The sequence below is a fragment of the Chelatococcus sp. CO-6 genome, assembly GCF_001271345.1.
Taxonomy (GTDB): domain Bacteria; phylum Pseudomonadota; class Alphaproteobacteria; order Rhizobiales; family Beijerinckiaceae; genus Chelatococcus_A; species Chelatococcus_A caeni.
The window spans coordinates 2,354,672-2,377,111 of sequence record NZ_CP012398.1 but is presented as its reverse complement, the minus strand read 5'-3'; the positions used below and the strand labels follow the sequence as shown (position 1 = coordinate 2,377,111).

Below are 22,440 nucleotides of genomic sequence, written 5' to 3'. Positions count from 1 at the left end.
GCTGCGCGCTCACGAAAAATACTCCGGCAGCTCGGCGAGGCGCGGATGGGTGCGGTCCTTGCCGGACAGGATGGCCGCCGCGCGTGCCACCGGCCAGTCGATCGCGAGATCGGGGTCGTCGAAGGCGAGGCCGTGGTCGTGCTCGGGCGCGTAATAGGCGGTGACCTTGTAGACCACCTCGGTCTCCGGCTCGAGCGTGCAGAAGCCGTGCGCGAAGCCGACCGGCACGAGGAGCTGGCGCCCGTTTTCGGCCGACAGCTCCACCGCCACGTGGCGGCCATAGGTGGGCGAAGACCGGCGGATGTCGACCGCGACGTCGAAGATGCGGCCGCGCACGACGCGCACGAGCTTGTCCTGCGCGAAGGGCGGGCTCTGGAAGTGCAGCCCGCGCACGGTCCCGGCGGGACCGGAGAGCGAGTGGTTGTCCTGCACGAAATCGAGATCGATGCCAGCCTCGGCGAAGCGGCGGCGGTTCCAGGTCTCCGTGAAGAAGCCCCGCTCGTCGCCGAAGCGCCGGGTGGTGATGATCTTCACCGCCGGGATGGCGGTGTCCTCGATGGTCAGCATGGCTCCTCGATCCGTTATTGCTCTCAGGCGCCCGTGCCCAGCCGCTCGCCGCGATAGATCCCGTCGCGCACGCGCTGCCACCAGTCGCGGTTGTCGAGATACCAGCGCACCGTCTTGGCGAGGCCGCTCTCGAAGCTCTCGGCCGGCCGCCAGCCGAGCTCGGCGGCGATCCGCCCCGCATCGATGGCATAGCGCCGGTCGTGGCCCGGCCGGTCGGCGACGAAGGTGATCAGCGTCTCGCGCGGGCCGATGGCAGCATCGGGCGCCATCTTGTCGAGCAGGGCGCAGATGGTGCGCACGACGTCGATGTTGCTGCGCTCGTTGTGACCGCCGATGCAGTAGGTGGCGCCGACGGCGCCCTCTGCCGCGGCGATGAGAAGGGCGCGCGCGTGGTCGTCGACATAGAGCCAGTCGCGCACGTTGTCGCCCGTGCCGTAGACCGGCAGCGGCCGCCCCTCGAGCCCGTTGAGGATCATCAGCGGGATGAGCTTTTCGGGGAAATGGTAGGGCCCGTAGTTGTTGGAGCAGTTCGTCACCACGACCGGCAGGCCGTAGGTGTGGTGGAAGGCGCGCACGAAATGGTCGCTCGCCGCCTTCGAGGCCGAATAGGGCGAGCGCGGATCGTAGGGGCTCGCCTCGGTGAAGAAACCCTCCGGGCCGAGCGAGCCGAAGACCTCGTCCGTCGAGATGTGGTGGAAGCGGAAATCCCGGCGGCGCCCCTCCGGCAGGGTGCGCCAGTGGGCGAGCGCCGCCTCGAGCAAGCTGGTCGTGCCGACGACATTGGTGGTCACGAAGGCGGCCGGCCCGTCGATGGAGCGGTCGACATGGCTCTCGGCGGCGAGATGCATGACGATATCGGGCGAGAAATCCGCCATCGCCGCGCCCACGGCCGTACGGTCGCAGATATCGGCCTTGAGGAAATGAAAGCGGTTGCTGCCCGCCACCGGCGCCAGCGAATCGAGATTGCCGGCATAGGTCAGCTTGTCCAGCACGAGGACCTCGTGCTCCGTTTGCGCGATGAGACGCCGCACGACCGCCGAGCCGATGAAACCGGCACCGCCGGTAACGAGAAAGCGTCGTGCCATGTGTTCTCCCGAACGGCCTTGGCGCTCGCGAGACGAGCGCGCATGGCTTACACAAGGGCTTCAGATTGCGCACAAAGTCGGGCGGAAATCTCATTCCCTACGCAACGCGGGCGGCTTTTTTGGCATCTCGCCGGCATGCGGGCAAGCCCTCGGAAGGCTGCATCCGATGCCTCGCGGGACGCGAAGCGCTCCCTTGCTCGGGAGGGACGATCGATCCACGATACGGGCGTGAACGAGACGATCCCGCCCTCCCCGGCCAGCCAGGCGGTTCCCGCTGAGTCGCCCGACGTGCTGCGGTCGCTGATGCTGCGCTCGATGTTCTGGCGCCCGGCCTATCTTGCGACGTCGGCCTGGCTGGAACATCTGCCCTTCGCCTTCTGGCTCGTGGAGGCGCACCGGCCGCGCGTCTTCGTCGAGCTCGGCGCACATTACGGCACTTCCTATTTCGCTTTCTGCCAGGCGGTGGAGCGCCTTTGCCTCGATACGCACTGCTATGCGATCGACACGTGGGTCGGCGACGAGCATGCGGGCTTCTACGGCGAGGATGTCCATGCGGCGGTGTGGGCTCATAACGAGGCACATTATTCGGGCTTCTCGCGCCTCGTCCGCTCCACCTTCGACGAGGCGCTCGGCCATTTTTCCGACAGTTCCATCGACCTCCTGCATATCGACGGGCTGCACACCTTCGAGGCCGTGAGCCATGATTTCGCAAGCTGGCGCGGCAAGCTCACCGATGAGGCCGTGGTGATCTTCCACGACACCAACGTGCGCGAGCGTGGCTTCGGCGTCTTCCGGCTGTTCGAGGAGCTCAGGGCGCATTATCCGGCCTTCGAATTCGTGCACGGCCACGGGCTCGGCGTGATCGGCTTTGGCGCGCAGCAGAAGGACCTGCTGCGCCAGCTGTTCGAGGCCGACACGCATCCCGCCGCACGCCAGGCGGTGCGGGAGGCCTTCGCCCGGCTTGGCCGCGGCTGCGCCGACGCCTTCGCCGCCCAGGGCCGGAGCGAGCGCGAAAAGGACCACGAAGCCGAGGTCGCGCGGCTGCGCGCCGAATTGGCCGCCTTCGCGCAGGACCGCTCCTGAGAGCGCGCTTCCGGCAGCGAGACCGGATCAGCCCGCCACCTGCCACTGCCGGCGGATGTCGCGCGACAGGTTGGGGTTGTAGAACGGATCGGCGTCGAGTTCCGCCGCCCAGCGGCGACGCATCTCCGCGACATCCTTGCGGAACTGCTCGGTGCGCTCGGGTGAATCGTGCGGGCCGAAGGTCAGCGACTCGTGGTGGTAGAGCTCGGCCTGCGGCGTCCACAGGATACGCTGGCCCGCCCGGCGGATGCGCAGGCACAGGTCGACGTCGTTGAAGGCGCAGGGCAGCGCCTCATCGAAGCCGCCGAGCGCCTCAAAGAGGCGCCGCGGCATCACCATCGCCGCCGCAGTGACACAGGACAGGTCCTGGTCGAGCGCCGCCCGGCCGAAATAGCCCGGGCTGCCGCGCCGCACGTGCCGGTGGGCGTGATCCGCCACGCCGCCGATGCCGAGGATGACGCCGGCGTGCTGGATGGTGTCGTCGGGGTAATAGAGCATCGCCCCCACCGCCCCTACTCCGGGCAGCCGGGCGCGCAGCACCATCTCCTCCAGCCAGCCGGGCGTGATCGGCGTCACGTCATCGTTGAGGAAGCAGAGATAGTCTCCCCGCGCCTCTCGCGCGGCGTGATTGTTGACCCAGGAATAGTTGAAGGGCGTGCGCTCGTAGGCGACGACACGCACCCGCTCGTCCCCGCCCAGGGCGGCAAGATGGGCGGCAGCCTCGGGGCGGGCGGCATCGCCCGCCCCGACGGCGAGCAGCACCTCGAAGCGGGGATAGGTGGAGCCGGCGAGCAGCGCCTCAAGCGAGCGGCGGGCGACCGCGCCGAGGCGGCTCGGCACGATGATGGAGACGAGCGGCCATTCCTCCGGCCGGGCATAACGCACCTGGTAGAAGCCGCCGACGCCGGGCTCGACCTCGGCCGTGATGCCCCGCCGAGCGAGGTGCTCGAGGATCGCCCGGCGCCCGGCCTGCCAGGCATAGGGCTTGACCTCCGGCGCCGTCGCCGTCGACTGCGGCAGGGCGCGCCAGTGGTAGAGCACGCGCGGCACGTGGCGAATGCGCGCCGGCTCGGTCAGCTCGGCACAGCGCAGGGCGAGGTCGTGGTCCTGCGCGCCCTCGAAGCCCTCGCGCAGCCCGCCCGCGGCCGCGACGAGCGCGCGACGGAAGACGCCGAGATGCGAGAAGGCGTTCTGGCCGAGCATCAGCGCCGGGCTCCAGTCGCCCTTGAAATAGGGGCCGAAGCGTCGGCCCTTGGCATCGATCTTGTCCTCGTCGGAGAAGATCATGTCGACGTCCGGATGGGCCAGGATCTCGCGCGCAATCCAGTAGAGCGCGTCCGGGGGCAGTTCGTCGTCGGCATCGACGAGCGCGATGAATTCGCCGCTCGCCAGGGCGAGTGCGGAATTGGTATTGGCGCTGATGTGGCCTCGCTCGGGGCGGACATGCACCTTGATGCGCCCGTCCGCGGCCGCGGCTTCGGCGAGCATGGCGCGCACGTCGGCGCGCGTCGAGGCATCGTCGGACAGGCACAGTTCCCAATGGGGATAGACCTGGGCCTGGATCGACCGGATGGCGGCGCCGAGCCAGCGCGGGTCCGTCTCGTAGACCGGCATCACCACCGAGATGAGCGGCGGCTCGGCCATGGCGGCGATCTCGGCCGCCATGCGCGCCCACTCCTGCGGCCCCGGGCTGTGGCGCGCTGCCCATGCGGCATAGCGGGCGTCCGCTCCCCAGCGGCGCGCGACGGCGGCGTCGAGCCGGCGCTTAGCCTTGATGGCGAAAGGGAGCGCCTTGGCCGCACGGCGCAGCCGGTCGATGATGTGCCAGCGGCCGGATGGTGGAGGAAATTGCAGCAAGCTCCGCTCCGCGATTCACATCGGATGAGCAGGCAGATTGAGGCCGCCCGGCCGAATCACCGCATCCGTACCCTCGTCACCTCCGGCCGGGGTACGCCCCGCCACTGCGGCAGGCAAGCTGCGACATCGCCCAACCCGCACCGGAACGGCGCACGTTCGCAACGCCAAGCTGCTTCCGTACCAGCTGCAACAGGCATTTGCCGGCTGCTCGCACCGATTGCAAGCGGCGCGACAGCCAGCCATCCCGCCTGGCGATGGACAGCCGGGGCGATTGGCTTATTCCTGTTCCGGATGCATCCGCGGTCGGGTCAGCTGGAACAATGCCGAGCACTGCGCATAGCCCCTCCGTGGCCGTCGTCATCCCCCTCTTCAACGGCGCGGCGCATATCGAAGAGGCCCTGGCGGGCGTCTGCGCGCAAAGCGCACCGCCGCAGGAGGTCATCGTCGTCGACGACGGTTCGACCGACGACGGCCCGGACCGGGCCCGGCGCTTTGCCGGGCGGCTGCCGCTGAAGATCCTGCAGAAGGCGAACGGCGGGCAGTCGGCGGCCCGCAATCTCGGCGTCGCCGAAGCGTGCAGCGACTGGATCGCCTTCCTCGACCAGGATGACGTGTGGCACCCGCAGCATCTCGCCAATCTCCGGGCGGCGGCGGACAACGGCCCGGCCCAGACCGGCTGGGCCTATTGCGACGTCAGCGTCGTCGATGCGGCCGGGCGCCTCCTCGCGCCGTCCCTGCTGCACCGCCGGCCGGGGCGGCATCCGAAACAAAGCGTCGATGAATGCCTGGCGCAGGACATGTTCGTGCTCCCGTCGGCGGCGCTCGTCGCCCGCCACGCCTTTCTCGCTGTCGGCGGCTTCGACGAGCGGCTCAGCGGCTATGAGGACGACGACCTGTTCCTGCGCCTCCTGTGCGCCGGCTTCCACAGCCTCCATGTCGAGGAGCCCACCGTCCTGCGCCGCAGCCATGCGGAGGCGGCCTCGCGCTCGATCCGAATGGAGCGATCGCTGATGATCTATGCGCGAAAGCTCCTTGCCGTCTTTCCCGACCGCCCGCAGGAAGGCCGCTTCCCCTCCCGGGACCTGATCGCCCCGCGCTTCTGCCGCACCCTCCTCGCCCGCTGGGCCATGGCCGAGCGGGCCGGCAACCGGGAAGCGGCCGCGCTCGCCCGGGCGGGCTTGCGGGAACTCCTGCCCCATCTCGGGCCGCACCGCCGCCGGATCGGCGCGGTCATCCTTCATATCGCCTCGATGCCCGTCGTCGGCGGGGCATGCCTGCGCGCAGCCCATGGCCTGCGCCAACATGTGCGACGCACCTCACGGCCATGAGGCAGCAGGCGGCTCGGGCAGTCCGGCGGGGTGGATCGGCTAACCCGCAGGCCTGCCACGGTGTCACGCCGCTAGACTAACCGATCACCCGTTAAGAGCTGCCGGGCTGCCGGACTTCCCCACCCCTTCAGGAAACCGTGCCGCAACGCCCGAGACGACGTCCTCGACAATCTCCTGCAACTCCGCCGGCGTCGCGCCGTCCCGCGCCTGAATCGAAATGCCCTGCAGGACGGCCGCCAGATGACGTGCCAGGCGATCCACGACGCCTGGACCGGCAAACGGCTGCAGTGCCTCAGCAATCCGCTCGCGCATGGCGTTGCGCCGGTTGGCCGCATCGCGCGCGAGTGGAGCGTGCCCCGGATGACACGCGACCATGCCGCTGGAGATCATGCATCCGCGCTCGCGGTCGGGGTGCGTCACAGCCTCCACCGCCCCTTGCATCAGCGCCCGCACCGCCTCCGCCAGCGAGGCGGCCGAACGCACCGAAGCGACATCGAACGAGCCGAAGTTCTCCTCGTAGCGGTCGAGCACCTCTCCATAGAGCCCGGCCTTGCTGCCGAAGGCCGCGTAGAGGCTTGGGGGCGCGATCCCGATCGCCTTCGTGAGGTCGCCGACCGACACCCCCTCGTAACCGTGCCGCCAGAACAGCCGCATGGCCGTCTCGACCGCCTTCTCCCGGTCGAAGCTCCAGGGCCGGCCGCCACGTGATTTCGCCTCCCGTTCCATAGCGCCCACTAAACAATCCTTGACAGGCGGAGTCAAGCAATGATGAATAGCGATCACTAAACAACAAAGAGGCAAACCATGGACCGAACAAGACGCACGTTCCTCGCCGGCGCCGTCGGCCTCGCTGCCCTGGCGGCCGAGGGCGCCTATACGGCTTCCCGAGCACAGGCGGTCTCCGCCGACAAAGCGAAATCCGCTCCGGACAGACCCCGGGCAGCGCGCGAGCCATTCGTCGTCCGCTCGGCGGACGGCACGATGCTGGCGGGCGAGGCGCAGGGAGACGTGCAGGCGCCGGAGATCCTCTTCATCCACGGCCTGCGCCAGAGCCGGCTGAGCTGGGAGAAGCAGTTCGCAGACCCGGCGCTGGCGGGCTTCCGCCTGGTCGGTTTCGATCTGCGCGGCCACGGCGATTCCGACAAGCCGAACACCCTCGACGCCTATTCCGATGCGGATCGATGGGCGGACGACATTGCCGCCGTGATTGCCGGCGCCAGGCTCCGCCGGCCGGTGCTGGTGGGCTGGTCGCTCGGCGGCTTCGTGGCCGGCGCCTATCTGCGCAAATATGGCGGCTCCGGCATTGCCGGCATCAATCTGGTCGATGCCGTCACCAGGCTGTCGCCGGATCTCCTCACCGAGGAGGCGGCGACGTTTACACGCACCACCACCTCGCACGACCTGGCCGAACGGACCGCGGCCACGGCCGACTTCCTGGCCGCCTGCTTCCACCAGCCGCCGAGCGAGGCGCAGATGCAGCGCATGCTGGTCGTCAACGGCATGACGGCCCGCGCCGTGAACGAGGGCTTCGTCAAGACGCGGACAACTGATCTCGAGCCCGTCTTCAAGGCCTATGCCGGCCCGATCCTCCTGACGCACGGCGTCCACGACCGGCTGGTGCGGGTCGCGATGTCGGAGCGAATCAAGTCTGTTCACCCGAACAGCCGGCTCTCGCTTTTCTCCGAAAGCGGCCACAGCCCGTTTTATGAGGAGCCGCTTCGGTATGGGCAGGAGCTTGCGGCATTCGCGGCGGCTGCCGGCAAAGGCTGAGGGATGGCGGTTCCCCGATTTCGGCGGTGGCGCGGGACCACCACGCGGGTGGAAAAAAGACTCGCCATTCTGTTCCTGTTATGTTCTAGTCCGCTCCTTCTCGGAGCATGACCATGAACACCAGCGAGCGCCGCGCCTTCGCGGCAATGGCCTTTATCAACGGCGCGTTTCACCATGCTCGGCGGGGCCTGCCGGCGCACCTGCGCGCCGCCCTCTCGGCGAGGATCGCAGATGCCGTGCGGGCCGGTGCGAGCAGCGAGATCGACATTGCGATGGCCGCACTGCGCGCCGAGGGCCTCCCGGCCGAGTTCAGGATCCTCGGCGGGATCGGAATGGTCGTGCTTGCCGAGCCGCCCGCCGTCGAGCGGCGGCGCAGGGCCGCCGACGAATTGCTGCGCTCGCGGGTGTGGATGGCGTGAGGCGCCGACAACTCCCGGGGTCACCGCATGGAGCAACGCGCAACACGTGACGTCCGAGCCGGTCCTGTCGACCGGCTCGGGCATCTGCGGGGCGATCCGCTCTCACCCCTTGGCTCAGGTTGGGCAGATGGCGCCCGTCCGCCGACGATGCCCCGCTTCGTGACGGACACCATCGTCCGGGAGCCAGGCCTCTACGGGCGCCTTTGCGACGACTACTTGCCCGGCAGGGCGTTTCCCGTTTTCGGATCGTAGCCTATTGCCCTTGTCAGCGGGCCGACCATGTCGTCCTTGTTCTTGTCCGTATAGTTGGTGTTCTGATGTCTGCGGACGGAGGGATACATGACACCTGCTCCATCTCCATCGTGCTCATCATCGTGCATCAGATCGAACTTATGGCCGAACTCATGCTTCAAGACACCATTATCAAGGTGCTTGAAGGAAATGATCATATAAGCCGCGCCGGGTATCGCCTGACCGATAACACCGTGATCGACATCGGAGACAAGTATATATGTCGTTGCCGAGTCGACAATCAGAGGCTTATTTTCTGAATTATTGTTATTCCCATGTATATACCAGGCTAGCTCATTCCTGAAGAGACGCATATCCTCCCGAGCAAACTCTTGCACCCCTGTCGGCGCGCGGCCATTAAAATCGAACTTGAAGTCCCAGCTCATCGGAACGTTGGGCGCAAATGTCCCGAAGTCGTTGGCGACGGGTTCGATCCCCTTCTTCTGGATAGCGTCTATGATCTTGCTCTGGATCGACGGATCGCCGATTTGCCCGCCGAGTGCCTTGGCGACATTGGGGTGCACGAGGAAAATACTGTCCTTTGGCCCGATGAACTGCCTCGGCTCCGGATGGTCCAGCTGCCGTTTGATCTCCTCGACCTGCCTCAGGTCGCGCCAACCCGCCTGGCTGATCCTGCTGTCGGCCGCTATCCGGGAGACGGGACGACCGTGCTTGCCCTGGGGCTGGACCGCGCCGGCCGAATCGTTGCGCCCGGTTCCCTTCGGCACGTCGAGCTCCGGCCCGGCCTTCGTCACCGTACCGTCAGGGGCGCGCCATCCGACCTGGCGGGGCTTGCCGTCGGCATCGATTCGAAAGATCGGATCGCCGAGCCCGGCGTCCCGTGACGGCAGGCTGCCCGGAGCATCGTGGGCCTTGCGGGAAACATGATACTTCTTGCGGTGGTGCCCCCGATGTCTCGGGGCACCCTTCGCGGTCCTCTCCCGACGCGGCGCAGCATCACCCGCAACGTCCGGGTTGGAGCGCATCTCGGGAAACATCTCGTGCATGAACTTGTTGGCCTGCCGGATCTCCTTGGCGATCTTGGCTGCCGCCTTTGGATCATGACGATAGTAGGCGGGTGAGAACAAATTCGCCCCCGGCTTCTTCAGCGGGAATGGCGACTGGTGAGCAGTAGTCGTCGAGGCGCTTACCGGAGCACCGAAAGGAGATGTTGAAAGCATTTTATGACTCACGTTCGATTATTACAGTAAAAATGATGGCACATGGCCGCTTAATTTGGGTCTTCATACGATACGTGGCACGAAGGCGGGTATTGCTGCACTCTGGAAGCGCCGCCGGGATGGACACGTGAAGACCACGAAGAGCCCCCCAGCGGGACGAGGCCTGTGGCGGCGCGGGGACGGACTGCCCCTCGCCTCATCGGGTCACGGCTGGCCCTCCTGGCTGGCCCTCATGGCGGGCCAGCAGCCGCGTACCTCTTTTCGTCAAAGCGCCGTCGTTGCGCAGGACGCTCTTCAAGCTGCTCAGAGCCACATCGTTCGCCTGCGCAAATTCGGCCAGTGTCTGCCCGGCTGCGATCGCAGCCTGAGCCTGCCGGGCGACCTCAGCGGTGGCGCCCTTGAGGTGCCCGTTCCGCACCCCGCCAGCCACAACCTGCGCCCCGAGCACCGTGAGCGTACCGTCGGCGTGAATGCAATGGCGCAGGCTGTTCAGGGAGACGCCGTTCTCCCCCGCGAATGCTTCGAGCGTCTGTCCGGCGGCGATAGCATCCTGGGCCCGCCTGATGTTCTCGGCATTGGCTCCTCTGAGCTGTCCGCCCTGCACGCCGCCTGCCAGCAGCTGCGTGCCCGCCAAGGTCAGAGCGCCGCCGCTGCGAACGAAATGCCGCAGGCTGCGCAAGGAGACATTGTTCGCCTGCGCAAACGCCTCGAGTGATTGCCCCGTCGAGACGGCCGTCTGGGCTCGCCTGACGACCTCCGCGTTCGCCGGCTGAAGCCTGAGGCCGGGTGGCTGCACGCGCCCCGCAACCGGCGTGCCATCGGCATGAAGGGCCGACCGCAAGCCGTTCAAGGAAACATTGTTCGCCAGCGCGAACGCACTCAGCGACTGGCCGCTCGCGACCGCGGCCTGGGCCTGCCTCACCGTGTCGGACGTGACGCCCTGGACCTGCCCACCGTGCACGCCGCCCGCCAGGAGCTGTGCGCCGAACACGGACAGACTGCCGTTCGCGTATACAAAGTTCCGCAAGCTGCTGACGGACACATCGTTCGCCTGCGCGAATTCTCCCAGTGTCCGACCGGCCGCAATGGCGGCCTGAGCCTGCCTGACGATCTCGGCCGTGACGCCGCGGAGCTGTCCGCCCTGCACGCCGCCGGCGCGCAGTTCCTCGCCCCGCAGGGTCAGGCTGCCATCGGCATGTACGTAGGTTTGCAAGGTCGTCAAGGGAACGCCGGCGCCGTCTGCAAACTGCGCCAGGGTCATTCGTCCCGGCCAGCTTCCAACCCAGTCCTGCGCGAGCCGCAGCATCTCGGCCGTGACACGCGCCGCCGCCTGACGACTGGGACCGGGCATGGCATCCTGCAGCCCGAGAGCGGCCGCGACGGGCCGTCCCCCATCAGCGATCCGCCCCACCTGCGGCTTCGATCCCTCATCCGCGAGCGCGGCAAAGAACTCGTCCACGCCCTCGATCACGGGCAGATCAGCGCTGGGCCATGCACTGCCCTCCGCCCGCTCGGCCGGTGGCTGCAGGACAGTGGACAATTCTGCGGCGCGCGCGAAAGAGCGAAATACCTGCCCGTCGGCGCCATGGCCCGGCGGCCCCGGCGGCGAGGGACTGATCGAACGACTGTCCATAAACAACTCCCGAAACACGGAGCAAACAAGGCGCGCCCGTGCGAGTTTCAAAGTTCACCGCGTAGAACCCATGTTCGAAATATATGATACTTGTGGAGCACGCTGAGAATCTGGCGCCTAAAGAACGCCGGCACCCAGCCATTCTTAAGAATACGCCGAACAACAGGCCGCCTGCAGGTGCCTGATGCACGCTCTCAGTATGTTGCTGTTTCAGACATACAGAATTCGATTACCACGCGATGGCCGCTGAAAAATTTGCCAGATAAGAACTTAACGTCTTCTCCAATACTTCGGGAGTTGTTTATGGACAGTCGATCCGTCAGCCCGGCGCCGCCCGCATCCCCGGCCCGGCACGCCGATGAGCAGGCATTTCGTTCCTTCGCGCGTGCCGGTGGGATGTCTCCGGCTTCAGCGCCGACGCAGGCTGGGCGCGCGGAGGGCAGCGCACGGCCCACAGCGGATCTGCCGGTGATTGAGGGCGTGGACGAGTTCTTTGCCGCGCTCGGTGACGAAGCACAGTCGCAAGCGGGCCCGTCGGGGTCCGCGGCTGGGGGAATGGCGGCCGTTGCCGCTCTCGGACTGCAGGATGCCATGCCCGGCACCAGCCATCAGGCCGCACCACGCGTCACGGCCGAGATGCTGCGCCTCGCGCAGGACTGGGTCGGGAGCGGGCCGGGACGAATGACCCTGGCGCAGTTCGCAGACGGCGCCGGGGTCAATCTGGCGACCTTGCAGACCTACGTTCGCGCCAACGGCAGCCTGACCCTGCGCGGCGCGCAGCTGCGGGCCGGCAGCGTGCAGGGCGGACAGCTCCGCGGCGTCACGGCCGAGATCGTGAGGCAGGCCCAGGCGGCCGTTGCCGCCGGACAGTCACTGGGCGAGTTCGCGGAAATAAACAGTGTGTCCATAAACTCGTTGCGGCATTCCATCTATGTCGACGGTAGCCTGACGGTTTATGGAACGCAGCTGCTGGCCGGCGGCGTGCAGGGCGGGCAGGTTCAGAGCGTCACGCCGGAGACGGTGCGGCAGGCCCAAGCCGCCATCGCGGCGGGGCAGTCGTTGAGCGCATTCGCGCTGGCGAACAATGTCTCTCTCAGCAGCTTGCAGCTGGTCCTGCATGCCGATGGCAGCCTCACCTCGAACTACCTCCAGCAGCGGCAGCCGAGAGTCCAGCTTCAGCCGGTCACCGCGGAGGTGGTCAGGCAGGCCCAGGCTGCGGTCGCGGCCGGGCAATCGCTGGACGCGTTTGCGCGAGCCAATAACGTATCCCTTCATAGTCTGCGGCATTCCGTGCGCACCAACGGGACACCAACTCTCTATGGCACGCAGCTGCTGGCTGGCGGCGTGCAGGGCGGACAACTCCGGGGGGTGAACGCCGAGATCCTCCGACAGGCCCAGGCCGCCATTGCGACAGGCCAGACGCTGGCGGAGTTCGCGCAAGCGAATAACATCTCGCTGAACAGCCTGCGGCATTGCATTCACTCCGACAGCACGCTGACCGTCCTTGGCGAACAGCTGGTGGCCGGCGGCGTGAAAGGCGGGCACCTCAAGGGCGCCACCCCCGAGATCCTCCGGCAGGCTCAGGCCGCCGTCGCGGCCGGACAGTCACGCGATGCATTTGCGCAGGAAAACGATGTAGCGCTAACCAGCCTGAAGACCGCAATGCGCAAGGACGGCAGCCTGACCAAGCGCGGCATGCAGATGCTGGCCCGGAAGGAAGAGTAGCCCCAGTCCCTGCTGCGGATCGCAGCACAGACCGCCGCCGATCTCCTGCTTCGACCCAGCACGGCGTCTCGCCAGCGCCTCCGGTGTTCGCCGCGGCGTTTCGCGCGCCCATGCCATTGAGGGTGCCCGGTAGCGGGCCAACGTCCGCTGCCGGAAAGCTCGTCCGATGCCGGCGGTCAGGCCGGAACATTCCAGCCGCCGATGTGACCATAGATCGCGTCGCGAAGCGCCCGGACATCCTGATTGAGCTCGCCCAGGTCTGCCGGACTTTGCCCCGAGGCCGAAAGCAGCGCATCGCCCAGGCAGCCGGCCCGGGACCGGAGCGCACGACCCTCGTCGGTCAAGGCGACCACCACCTGCCGTTCATTGTCGGGATTTCGCGTGCGGCGCACGAGGCCGGCGGCTTCCAGCCGCTTGAGCAAGGGTGTCAGAGTACTCGATTCCAGCGCCAGCTTCTCGGCGATGCCGCCCACCGTCTGCCCGTCCTCGCGCCACAGCACATTGAGCACGAGATATTGCGGGTAGGTCAGCCCCAACGCGTCGAGCAGCGGCTTGTAGACGCGCTGAATGGCGATCCCCGCCGAATAGATGGCGTAACAGAGCTGATCGTCCAGCGGCAGAGGGTCGGTTGTTTTCCGGCTCATGGCGGCCTCCTTCCGTAATCCATATAGCGGCCCGGCGCACGAAAATGAATATCGCGATAAAAATTATGCTGGACAGTCGGCACTCGCCGCGCTAATGATAATTATCGCGATAACAATTGTCGCGCACCAGATATGGAGAGACCGATGAGCACGATGACGCAAACCCTCCTGGCCGCGACGGCCCTCAGCGCTGGCATTGCCGCCGCCACTGTCGCGCATTCTTCCGAGCTTCCTGCGGACCAAGCGGTCAGAAACGTCGTCCTGGTGCATGGTGCCTTTGCCGACGGCTCCGGCTGGCGTGGGGTCTATGACGAACTGAGCAAGCGTGGATACCGCGTCACCATCGTGCAAAACCCGCTGACCTCGCTTGCCGACGATGTTGCCGCGACCAAGCGGGCTCTCGATCGCCAGGCCGGCCCCACCATCCTCGTCGGGCACTCGTGGGGCGGCACCGTCATCACCGAAGCAGGCGTCCACCCGAAGGTGGCCGGCCTCGTCTATGTCTCCGCGCTGGCGCCCGACGCCGGCGAGACGACGGCGCAGCAGTACGACGGGTTCACGACCCCGCCCGAGTTCGTCATCGACACGCAGGCGGACGGCTTCGGCTTCTTGAACCTTGAGACATTCCAGGCCGGCTTCGCTCATGACGTCAGCGATGCCGATGCCGCGTTCATGCGGGACTCGCAGGTGCCGATCAACATGTCGGCCTTCGGCACCCGCCTCGAGCATGCGGCCTGGAGGACCAAGCCGAGCTGGGCGGTCATCGCCACCGAGGACAAGGCCTTCGACCAGAAGATGCTGTTCGGGATGGCCAAGCGGATCGGCGCGACGATCACGGAAGTCGCGGCCAGCCATGCGGTCTTCATGACGCAGCCGGAGGTGGTCTCCGGCGTCATCGACCAGGCCGCGCAGAGCGCCGGACGCGCCGTGCGGTGATCGGCAGACCGGGCGGCAGCAACAGGCAGGCGGCGTCTTCGGGCCCCGCCTGCCTGTTGCCCTATAGCCGCATAGCCGGCCAGGCACCTGGTGCCTTCGCCGTGTCGTTCGATTGCATAGCTGCTTCAGCCGAGATCGGCGGTGGCGCGATCGAAGATGGCCGGATCGCCCCGTGCGCTGGCCAGCAGGATCGCGCCCGCGAGCGTCGCTAGCACCTGGATCGCACGCTTCTCGGTGAGGTCGCCGGCGACCAGTCGGACGATGCCCGCCAAGAACCACGGACTTCCCCAACGTCCGCGGGGCCCCCGCGGAGGGTGACGCCTCCGCAGGTAGGGCTCTACTCCGCAGCCATCGCCGCTTGCAGTTCCGGTTCCCCGATCGAAACCTCATGGCTCTCGTCCGCGGTCGGCTTGATGCGGAACCATGCGGCGTAGAGCGCAGGAAGGAAGAGCAGGATCAGCACCGTGCCGACCGCCGTGCCGCCGATCAGCGTGTAGGCCATGGAGCCCCAGAAGACGGAGTGCGTGAGCGGGATGAAAGCGAGCACGGCGGCAAGCGCGGTCAGGATCACGGGCCGCGTGCGCTGCACGGTGGCCTCGATGACGGCGTGATAATCGTCGAGGCCGGCCGCGCGGTTCTCCTTGATCTGCTCGGTCAGAATCAGCGTGTTGCGCATCAGGATGCCGGCGAGGCCGATCAGCCCCAGGATGGCGTTGAAGCCGAAGGGCTGGTTGAAGATGATGAGGGCCGGCACGACGCCGACAACGCCGAGCGGTGCCGTCAGCATGACCATGGTCATCGTCGAGAAGGACCGCACCTGCAGCATGATGACGATGAGCGTGGCGGCGATCATGACCGGGAAGACCTTGCCCAGCGCGGCGTTGGCCTTGCCGGCCTCCTCGATCGATCCACCAATCTCGATGCGATAGCCGGCCGGAAGGGAGGCGATCAGCGGCTGGAGGGCCGTCATGACCTCTTTGGAGACCTCCGGCGGCTGGGTCGCCTCGTTGATGTCCGAACGGATGGTGATGACGGGCGTGCGGTCGCGACGCTTCAGGATCGGCTCTTCCACACGGATTTCCGAATGGCCGATCTGGTCGAGCGGAATCGAGCGTCCGCTCCGGCTCACCAAGGAGAAATCCGCCAGGCGCGTCGGATCCAGCCGCTCGCCGCCGGCGCTGCGCGCCACGACGGGGACGTTGCGGATGTCCTCGCGAACCTGTGTGACGGCGACGCCGGTGAGGAGGAACTGCAGCTGCTGGCCCACCTCGGCCGGCGAGAGGCCGATGAGGTTCAGCCGGTCCTGATCCGGGACGAAGCGCAGCATGGGTGTGCGATTGCCCCAGTCGCGGTTGGCCTGCCGCACGTCCGAAACGCCCCGCATGATCTCGAGGGCCTTCTCGGAGATGCTGTAGAGCTGCGCCGGATCGGGGCCCATGACGCGGAACTCGACCGGGAATGGCGTATAGGGGCCGAACACGAGCTGCGTGACGCGGACATAGGCCTCGGGGGCGAGCCCCTCCGCCACCGCCGCCCGGAGCCGGTGCTTCAACGCCTCGCGCGCCTCGGCGTCCGGGGTCAGCACGACGATCTTGGCGAAGGCGGGATCGGGCAGCTCCGGCGCCATCGCGAAGAAGAAACGCGGTGCACCCTGGCCGACATAGCTCGTGACGATCCTGGCCTCGGGCTGGCTCTCCAGCCAATGTTCGAGCCTCTCGACCGTGGCGGTCGTCGTCTCGATGCTGGAACCTTCCGGCAGGCGGACCTCCACCAGCACCTCGGGCCGGTCGGACGTCGGGAAGAACTGCTGCTTGACGGCGCCCATGCCGACGCCGGACAGCGCAAAGGCGATGCCGACGATGGCGCAGGTCACGAACTTGTGGTGCACGGCGAAGGAGATGAGCCGCCGCAGGCGCCGATAGTTCGGCGTGTCGTAGATCGCGTGGTGGCCGCCCACGACCGGCTTGATCGCGGGCAGCATCTTGACGCCGAGATAGGGCGTGAAGACCACCGCGACGATCCAGGAGACGATGAGCGCGAAACCGACGACCCAGAAGATGTTGCCGGCATATTCGCCGGCCGTCGAGCGCGCGAAGCCGACCGGCAGGAAGCCGGCGATCGTCACGAGCGTTCCCGACAGCATCGGCGCCGCGGTGTGGCTCCACGCATAGGCCGCCGCCCTGATGCGGTCCATGCCCTCTTCCATCTTCACCACCATCACTTCGATGGCGATGATGGCGTCGTCCACGAGCAGGCCGAGCGCCAGGATGAGGGCGCCGAGCGTGATGCGGTCGAAGAACCGGCCGGTCTCCAGCATGATGAGGAAGACGACGGCGAGCGTCAGGGGCACGGCGGCCGCCACCACGATGCCGACGCGCCACCCCATGCTAACCAGGGCGATCAGCAGCACGACGCCGAGCGCCATCGCGAACTTCATCATGAATTCGTCGACCGCCGAGGTGATGTTGACGGCCTGGTCGGTGACCTTGTCGAGCGTCATGCCGAGCGGCAGCGTCTGCGCGATGGCCGCCGTCCTGTCCTCCAGCGCCTTGCCCAGCGCAAGGCCGTCCCAGCCCTCCTGCATCACCGCCGCGAGCATGATGGTGGGCTCGCCCTGGCGCCTGATGAGGTAGGTCGGAGGATCTTCATAGCCGCGGCGAACCTCGGCGATGTCGGAGAGCTTCAGCGTCCGCCCCGCCGCGACGATCGGCGTGTCGGCGATCGCCTGGACGCTGTCGTAGGCGCCGTCGACCCGGATGAAGACGCGCGGCCCGCGCGTGTCGATCGAGCCGGCCGGGGTGACGGTGTTCTGCCGCTGCAGGGCGGCGACGATGTCCTGCGCCGACACGCCGAGCGTGGCCAGCCTGGCATGGGAGAACTCGACGAAGATCTGTTCGGGGCGCTCGCCGAGAATGTTGATCTTCTTGACGCCGGGCACGTGCAGCAGGTCCTGGCGGATCACCTCGGCCTGCCGCACCAGTTCGCGCATCGGCATGCCCTTGGCCTTGAGCGCATAGAGGGCGAAGCTGACGTCCGAATATTCGTCGTTGACGAAGGGGCCGTAGACGCCGGACGGCAGGTTGCGGGCCTCGTCCGCGAGCTTCTTGCGGGCCTGATAGAACTCCTCCTGCACGGCCGAGGGCGGCGTGCTGTCCTTCAGCGTGACCGTCATATAGGCGTAGCCCGGCCGCGTGGTCGTCTCGACCCGGTCATACCAGGTGAGCTCCTGCAGCCGCTTCTCCAGCGGCTCGGCGACGAGGTCCTGCATCTCGCGCGCCGTCGCGCCCGGCCACGCCGTCGTGACCGTCAGGGTCTTGATGGTGAAGTTCGGGTCCTCCGCCCGGCCGAGCATGAGGAAGGCGTAGGCGCCGGCGGCCACCAGAAGGAGGATCGAGAAGAGGGTGACGGCGCGTTCGCGGACGGCGATCGCGGAAAGGTTGAGGCTCATCACTTGCCCCTGATGTCAGAAGCGGTCCGCACGCGCGCGCCCTCCTGCAGGAGGTGGGCGCCGAGCGAAACGACCGAATCCCCCGAGTCCAGTCCGGAGATCACGGCGGTCTCGCTGGTCACGCGCACCAGCCTTACGGGCCGAAAGACCACGCTCGAGGTCGCGCCGTCGAACACCCACACGCCAGTTCTCTGGCCGTTGTCCAGGACGGCCGCGACCGGCACCTCCACCTCCGGTTGGCTCGCTTCGCTCACCAGCCGGATGGTCACCGTCGCGCCGAGCGGCGCCTGCGCCGCCTCGCCGTCGAGCACATAGCGGGCCTCGTAGGTGCGGGTCTGGGCATCGGCGGAATCCGACAGCTGCCGCAGATGCGCCGCATGGCGGCGTCCATCACCCCCGTACACGCTGGCCTCGGCCGTCGAGCCGATCGCCGGCCGGATCGTCTCGGGCAGCGCAACCACCGCTTCGCGGGGCCCCGCCTGGGCAAGCCGGACCACGGCCTGGCCGGCGGAGACGACCTGTCCCGGCTCGCCGAGCGTTTCGACCACCGTACCATCCACGTCCGCCACCAGCAGGGAATAGATCGCCTCGTTCTCCGCGACCCGCGCATCGGCTTCAGCGGCGGCGAGCTGCGCCGCGGCCGTATCGGAGGCGGCCTTCGCCTGCTCGTAGCGCTGCCGGGAGGACCATCCGTCGCTCACGAGCTTGGCGTATCGGCGCTCGTCTGCTTCGGCCTGAACGACGGCTGCGCGCGCCGCAACAACGGCGTTGCGCTTCGCCGTGAGCGCCAGGCGGAGGTCGGTCTCGTCGATCCGCATCAGCGGCTGGCCGGCCTTGACCTGCTCGCCGACATTCACGAGCCGTTCAACGATCTTGCCGGGGACGCGGAAACCGAGGTTGCTCTCGACCCGCGCCCCGATGATGCCGGTGAAGCCGCGTTCGGCCCCGCTCACCCGGGCTGCCGTCGCCAGCCTGACGATCGGCGGCTCCAGCCTCGGGTCGCTCACGGCCGCAGCTTCCTGCGTGCGCAGGGAAAGCGCGGCGAAAGCGGCCGCCCCAACCCCGGCGATCAGGACACCTCCCAGCACAATGGCGGGCTTCTTTCTCATGGCCGTGGCCTCGTCAAATTAGATTGCGTTCACACTCTATATCGGATATAGATGTTAAACGCAATCTAATTACGGAGGTCGGCAATGCGGGTAAGTCGCATTCAGGCGGAGAAGAACCGGCAAACCGTGATCGATGTCGCCAGCCGGCTCTTTCGGGAACACGGCTTCGACGGCATCGGCCTCAAGGACCTGATGGAAGGCGCCGGGCTGACCCAGGGCGCGTTCTACAAGCAGTTCGCATCCAAGGACGACCTCGTGGCGCAGGCGTCCCGGCGGGCACTGGAGAGCGCCTTCAGCCGGTGGTCAGCCGCTGCCGCGGCCAATCCGCAGGACCCGCTTGGCGCGGTGATCGCGTTCTACCTCAGCATGGAGCATCGCGCGGAAAGGATGGACGGTTGCCCGATCGTCGCGCTCGGCGCGGATGCGGCCCGGCAGGGCGCCGACGTGAAGGCGTCGTTCGAAGCCGGGATCAGGGAATATCTCGCATTGCTCGGCAGCTGGATCGGCGATGCCGGCGGCGGCGAGCCCGCCGGCAAGGCGATGGCCATTCTCTCGACGATGGTCGGTGCGCTCGTCCTCTCGCGGGCGGTCAACGACGAGCAGCTGTCGAAGCAGTTCCTGCACGCGGCCGCCGAAAGCGTGCAGCCGGGGCTGTCCGCCGGAGATACCCGGGAAGGGCCGCTCCAATGACGATCGTCTCCCCGGCGCAGGTGCGCGACGCGGCCGCGCCTGCCTCCGCGATTCCCATCACGAGCGGCGCGCCTTCGGAGCGCCGGCTGACGGGAAAGATCCTCTTCCTCCTCGCCGGGCTGGCCGCGCTCGGCGCACTTGCCACCAACATCATCCTGCCCGCCTTTCCACGGATTGGCGCCAGCCTCGGCGTTTCTTCCCAGGAACTCGGCCTGACGTTGAGCAGCTTCTTCGTTGCCTTCGCGTTCGGGCAGCTTCTGGTCGGACCGCTCTCCGACCGTTTCGGCCGCAGATGGCTGGTGCTTGGCGGCCTTGCCGTCTTCACCGCGGGCAGTGTCGTTTGCGCCTTCGCCGACAGCCTGCCCTTGCTGGTCCTCGGCCGCGTCATCCAGGCGCTCGGGGCCTGCGCCGCCTCCGTCCTGTCGCGCGCCATCGCACGCGACCTCTTCGACGGCGAGGCGCTCGCGCGGGCTCTGGCGCTGACCATGATCGCGATGGCGGCTGCGCCGGGCTTCTCGCCTCTCATCGGCAGCGCGCTCGACGGCCTGCTCGGCTGGCGGTTCACCTTCCTCGTCGTTGCGGCGTTCGGCATGGTGCTCGCGCTCCACTATGCGACGAGTGCCGGCGAGACCCATCCGGCCGAAGGCAGGGCGTCTCTTTCGGCTTCGGCGGTGGCATCCGCCTATGGCCGCCTGGCCGCCGATCCGCGCTTTGTCCTTCCCGCCCTCTCGGTGAGCCTTGTCATCGGCGGGCTTTACACCTTCTTCGCAGCGGCGCCCGCCATCCTGATGAGCGAGCTCGGCCTCACGGCCTTTCAGCTCGGATTGAACTTCGCGACCACGGTGCTGATCGTCTTCGCGGCAGGCTTTCTTGCGCCACGCCTCGCCCATCGCTGGGGCCAGCGCACCATCGGCATGGTCGGCCTCTTCATCGCGCTGGCCGGCAGCCTCCTTCTGTTCACATTCGCCGCCGCGCCGGCCTTCATCCCCTTCACCGCGGCCATCGCGCTCTATCTGCTCGGCATGGGATTGATCAATCCGCTCGGCACCGCGATCGCCCTCCATCCTTTTGGAAGGCAGGCCGGGCTCGCGTCCGCGCTGCTCGGCTTCCTGCAGATGGGCTGCGCCGCCGTCGGCGCGTCGCTCGCAAGCGTTCTGCCTCTTCAGCCGACTGTGTCCCTGGCCGTCATCCTCACGACGGGTTCGGCGCTCGCCATTCTTGCCTTTCTCCCCGTCGCCATGCGTCAGCCGAAAGCGGAGGTGCAGGCATGAGACGCATCAACGTGACGCCGCCCATACACCCGGATCGATAGGACAATAGATGCGACGGATTGTTGTCACAGGCATCGGTGCGGTCACGCCGCTTGCCGCCGATGTCGAAACCTCCTGGACGCGCCTCCTGGCCGGGCGCTCCGGCATCCGCAGGCTTCCGGACGAGGTGGTGGGAGACCTGCCGGCGAAGGTCGGCGGCGGCGTGCCCACCCTGGAGGAAGACCCTGACGCCGGCTTCGATCCGGATGCCGTCATGGCGCCGAAGGACCAGCGCAAGGTCGACCGGTTCATCCTCTTCGGGCTCGCCGCTGCCCAGGAGGCACTCACCCAGGCAGGGTGGGCGCCAACCTCGGAGGCGGAGCGCCTGCGCACGGCGACGATCATCGCTTCGGGCATCGGCGGCTTTCCCGCCATCACCGAGGCGGTGCGCACGGTCGAACAGCGCGGTGTTCGCCGCCTGTCGCCCTTCACGATCCCCTCCTTCCTCGTGAATCTCGCGGCCGGTCATATCTCGATCCGCCACGGCCTCAAGGGGCCGCTCGGGGCGCCGGTGACGGCCTGCGCCGCCGGCATCCAGGCGATCGGCGACGCCGCCCGGCTCATCCGTGCCAACGAAGCCGATATCGCCGTCTGCGGTGGCACCGAAGCCTGCATGAACACCGTCAGCCTCGGCGGCTTCGCCGCCGCGCGTTCCCTGTCCACCAGCTTCAATGACGAGCCGGCAGAGGCCTCACGCCCCTTCGACATGGCGCGGGACGGCTTCGTCATGGGCGAAGGCGCCGGCATCCTCGTCATCGAGGAACTGGGCCACGCGCTGGGGCGCGGCGCGAGGCCGCTCGCCGAGCTCGTCGGCTACGGCACGACGGCGGATGCGCACCACGTCACCTCCGGCCCGGAGGACGGCGACGGTGCGCGCCGGGCCATGGAGATCGCGATTGCCCAGGCCGGGATCTCGCCGCGCGCGATACGCCACCTCAATGCGCATGCGACTTCGACGCCTGTCGGCGATCTCGGGGAAGTCGCGGCGATCAAGCGGGTTTTCGGCACGGATTCTGCCATCGCCGTCAGCGCCACCAAGTCGGCGACCGGACATCTGCTCGGCGCCGCCGGCGGGCTCGGCGCCATCTTCGCGGTCCTGGCGCTCAGGGATCAGATGACGCCGCCGACGCTCAATCTGGAGGCGCCCGATCCGGCCGGCGACGGGATCGACTTCGTCGCGAACGCGGCCCGGCCCTTGGCGATGGACTACGCGATCGCCAACGGCTTCGGCTTCGGCGGCGTCAACGCCAGCGCACTGTTCCGGCGCTGGACGGAAGGCGGCTCGAGCGCCCGAAGCGCGCAACACTGAAACCTCGTTCCGCTTTCGGACCCATCAAAAGCCGGCAACGGGCAGGCCAGGGACG

The 22,440-nt window shown here is 67.6% G+C and carries 19 protein-coding genes; 9 read left to right on the top strand and 10 right to left on the bottom strand.

Annotation, left to right across the window (positions count from 1 at the left end; translation table 11 throughout):
* Positions 1-9: 9 nt before the first annotated feature.
* Together rfbC and rfbB are read right to left on the bottom strand one after the other, a co-directional pair.
* Complete coding sequence (gene rfbC, locus AL346_RS11140) at positions 10-567, bottom strand: dTDP-4-dehydrorhamnose 3,5-epimerase (protein ID WP_019403463.1); 558 nt, start codon at positions 565-567, stop codon at positions 10-12.
* A 23-nt stretch (positions 568-590) separates the two neighbouring features.
* Positions 591-1,652, bottom strand: coding sequence for a dTDP-glucose 4,6-dehydratase (gene rfbB, locus AL346_RS11135; protein ID WP_019403464.1), 1,062 nt, complete (start codon positions 1,650-1,652; stop codon positions 591-593).
* A gap of 228 nt (positions 1,653-1,880) precedes the next feature.
* On the opposite strand from rfbB, the gene AL346_RS11130 reads away from it, so the two are divergent.
* Positions 1,881-2,735, top strand: coding sequence for a class I SAM-dependent methyltransferase (locus tag AL346_RS11130; RefSeq protein ID WP_019403465.1), 855 nt, complete (start codon positions 1,881-1,883; stop codon positions 2,733-2,735).
* A 27-nt stretch (positions 2,736-2,762) separates the two neighbouring features.
* Here the strand turns inward: AL346_RS11130 and AL346_RS11125 are convergent, their stop codons facing one another.
* Positions 2,763-4,592 carry a glycosyltransferase gene (locus AL346_RS11125; RefSeq protein ID WP_053193649.1) on the bottom strand — a complete coding sequence of 610 codons (1,830 nt, stop codon included), beginning with the start codon at positions 4,590-4,592 and terminating at the stop codon, positions 2,763-2,765.
* 347 nt (positions 4,593-4,939) lie between these two features.
* Between AL346_RS11125 and AL346_RS11120 the strand changes: the two genes are divergently transcribed.
* Positions 4,940-5,920: a glycosyltransferase family 2 protein gene (locus tag AL346_RS11120; protein WP_053193646.1), complete on the top strand. Its 981-nt coding sequence runs from the start codon at positions 4,940-4,942 to the stop codon at positions 5,918-5,920.
* An 84-nt stretch (positions 5,921-6,004) separates the two neighbouring features.
* On the opposite strand, the gene AL346_RS11115 is transcribed toward AL346_RS11120, so the two are convergent.
* Positions 6,005-6,646, bottom strand: a complete 642-nt coding sequence (locus tag AL346_RS11115; protein WP_019402395.1) for a TetR/AcrR family transcriptional regulator — start codon at positions 6,644-6,646, stop codon at positions 6,005-6,007.
* Between the two features lie 255 nt (positions 6,647-6,901).
* On the opposite strand from AL346_RS11115, the gene AL346_RS11110 reads away from it, so the two are divergent.
* Together AL346_RS11110 and AL346_RS11105 are read left to right on the top strand one after the other, a co-directional pair.
* Entirely contained in the window at positions 6,902-7,690 is a 789-nt protein-coding gene (locus tag AL346_RS11110; protein ID WP_245303198.1) for an alpha/beta fold hydrolase, read from the top strand.
* Positions 7,691-7,803: 113 nt separating this feature from the next.
* Positions 7,804-8,109 (top strand): hypothetical protein, encoded by a 306-nt coding sequence (locus tag AL346_RS11105; protein ID WP_019402393.1) that lies wholly within the window; start codon positions 7,804-7,806, stop codon positions 8,107-8,109.
* A 212-nt stretch (positions 8,110-8,321) separates the two neighbouring features.
* Here AL346_RS11105 and AL346_RS11100 read toward each other — a convergent pair whose 3' ends face one another.
* Positions 8,322-9,581 carry a hypothetical protein gene (locus AL346_RS11100; protein ID WP_156332735.1) on the bottom strand — a complete coding sequence of 420 codons (1,260 nt, stop codon included), beginning with the start codon at positions 9,579-9,581 and terminating at the stop codon, positions 8,322-8,324.
* 196 nt (positions 9,582-9,777) lie between these two features.
* Entirely contained in the window at positions 9,778-11,214 is a 1,437-nt protein-coding gene (locus AL346_RS11095) for a hypothetical protein (protein ID WP_245258892.1), read from the bottom strand.
* Positions 11,215-11,517: 303 nt separating this feature from the next.
* Here AL346_RS11095 and AL346_RS11090 point away from each other — a divergent pair, with 303 nt between their 5' ends.
* Complete coding sequence (locus AL346_RS11090; protein WP_245258891.1) at positions 11,518-12,939, top strand: hypothetical protein; 1,422 nt, start codon at positions 11,518-11,520, stop codon at positions 12,937-12,939.
* Between the two features lie 176 nt (positions 12,940-13,115).
* Here AL346_RS11090 and AL346_RS11085 read toward each other — a convergent pair whose 3' ends face one another.
* Complete coding sequence (locus AL346_RS11085) at positions 13,116-13,583, bottom strand: MarR family winged helix-turn-helix transcriptional regulator (protein WP_019402389.1); 468 nt, start codon at positions 13,581-13,583, stop codon at positions 13,116-13,118.
* 144 nt (positions 13,584-13,727) lie between these two features.
* On the opposite strand from AL346_RS11085, the gene AL346_RS11080 reads away from it, so the two are divergent.
* On the top strand, positions 13,728-14,519 hold the full coding sequence (locus AL346_RS11080) for an alpha/beta fold hydrolase (RefSeq protein ID WP_040404498.1): 792 nt from the start codon (positions 13,728-13,730) through the stop codon (positions 14,517-14,519).
* 125 nt (positions 14,520-14,644) lie between these two features.
* Here AL346_RS11080 and AL346_RS24645 read toward each other — a convergent pair whose 3' ends face one another.
* The 3 genes from AL346_RS24645 to AL346_RS11070 form a co-directional block, all read right to left on the bottom strand.
* The gene (locus tag AL346_RS24645) at positions 14,645-14,791 is read right to left on the bottom strand and encodes a hypothetical protein (protein ID WP_019402387.1); all 147 of its coding nucleotides are present in this window, start codon (positions 14,789-14,791) and stop codon (positions 14,645-14,647) included.
* Positions 14,792-14,856: 65 nt separating this feature from the next.
* Positions 14,857-17,967 carry an efflux RND transporter permease subunit gene (locus tag AL346_RS11075; RefSeq protein WP_019402386.1) on the bottom strand — a complete coding sequence of 1,037 codons (3,111 nt, stop codon included), beginning with the start codon at positions 17,965-17,967 and terminating at the stop codon, positions 14,857-14,859.
* Complete coding sequence (locus tag AL346_RS11070; RefSeq protein WP_019402385.1) at positions 17,967-19,076, bottom strand: efflux RND transporter periplasmic adaptor subunit; 1,110 nt, start codon at positions 19,074-19,076, stop codon at positions 17,967-17,969. Before AL346_RS11070 ends, AL346_RS11075 begins: the two co-directional genes overlap by 1 nt.
* Before the next feature lie 84 nt (positions 19,077-19,160).
* Here AL346_RS11070 and AL346_RS11065 point away from each other — a divergent pair, with 84 nt between their 5' ends.
* From AL346_RS11065 to fabF, 3 genes are read left to right on the top strand one after another with little or no spacing between them, the layout of a single operon-like run.
* The gene (locus tag AL346_RS11065) at positions 19,161-19,766 is read left to right on the top strand and encodes a TetR/AcrR family transcriptional regulator (RefSeq protein ID WP_026015168.1); all 606 of its coding nucleotides are present in this window, start codon (positions 19,161-19,163) and stop codon (positions 19,764-19,766) included.
* Positions 19,763-21,037, top strand: a complete 1,275-nt coding sequence (locus tag AL346_RS11060; protein ID WP_082312495.1) for a multidrug effflux MFS transporter — start codon at positions 19,763-19,765, stop codon at positions 21,035-21,037. Before AL346_RS11065 ends, AL346_RS11060 begins: the two co-directional genes overlap by 4 nt.
* Positions 21,038-21,086: 49 nt before the next feature.
* On the top strand, positions 21,087-22,385 hold the full coding sequence (gene fabF / locus AL346_RS11055) for a beta-ketoacyl-ACP synthase II (RefSeq protein ID WP_019402382.1): 1,299 nt from the start codon (positions 21,087-21,089) through the stop codon (positions 22,383-22,385).
* The last annotated feature ends 55 nt before the right edge of the window (positions 22,386-22,440 follow it).